Raw genomic sequence first — 824 nt, 5'->3', positions numbered from 1 at the left:
CACGCTTCGGCGGCGAAGCACGCGGCGCAGCGGCACGCTCAGGATCAGCATGGCGCCGATCACGAGCGCCGCACCGGCATTTGTGAGACGCGTATAGCCGTAAGCGCCGAGCGCCGTCGTTAGGCCAGCGCAGGCCAGCACGATCAGCGCGCGGCGACGATCGGCATAACGGATATAGGCAAGCGCGCGGCTGGAATTGGTGAAGATGGCGGAGATCGCGATGATCGGCACCACGGGCTCGGCGCCGACGAGGGGCACAAGCACCAGCGGCATCAAGGCGCCGGTGCCATAACCGGCGAGACCACCGATGATCGAAGCAAACAACGCCATCAACGCGACCAGCAGGAGCTGAAAAATCGAGATGTCGGCGAGGGCTGAGACGATGGTCACGTTCTCTCGTCGCGGCTGATGCGGGCCGCAGCTTGATCGGCGATGGAAGCGAGCGCGGCTTCTTCTAGGGGAAAATCCGCCGCAAGCCAAGCGTCCTCGGCGAGCGTCAACACATGTCCGAGCGCAGGTCCCTCGGCCAGGCCGCGCGCGATGAAATCCGCGGCCTTCAACGGAAATTTCGGCGCGGTCCAGCGCTGCGGCAGCTCGGCGAGCGCGCGCCAGTGCATTGAGGCGACATCGCAGCCGGCCCGCGCCCATCCCAGCAACACACGATCGTGATAGCGCTCGGCCCCGAGCCGGTAGAGCAGCCGCCGTGCATTGGCTTCGTCCTTGGCGGCCAAGCGCCACCAGCGGTGGCCCATCGAGTCAAGCGCCTTGGTTTCGGCATTGGACAGCCGCAAGCGTGCGGCGACGCGCTTGGCATCTTCGGTCAC

1 protein-coding gene and 1 pseudogene are annotated in these 824 nt (G+C 66.3%); both read right to left on the bottom strand.

The window, feature by feature from the left end:
• On the bottom strand, positions 1-390 hold a 390-nt coding region (locus MOV75_RS40165; protein WP_247008386.1), incomplete at its 3' end, for a TSUP family transporter.
• Positions 387-824: pseudogene (locus tag MOV75_RS40160) on the bottom strand (CCA tRNA nucleotidyltransferase); the annotation flags it as partial. The gene MOV75_RS40165 and the pseudogene MOV75_RS40160, both read right to left, overlap by 4 nt.

It is taken from the genome of Bradyrhizobium sp. PRIMUS42, assembly GCF_023006515.1.
In the GTDB taxonomy this organism is placed as follows: domain Bacteria; phylum Pseudomonadota; class Alphaproteobacteria; order Rhizobiales; family Xanthobacteraceae; genus Bradyrhizobium.
The sequence above is the reverse complement of the archived record's forward strand: the minus strand, read 5'-3'. Positions and strand labels throughout refer to the sequence as shown.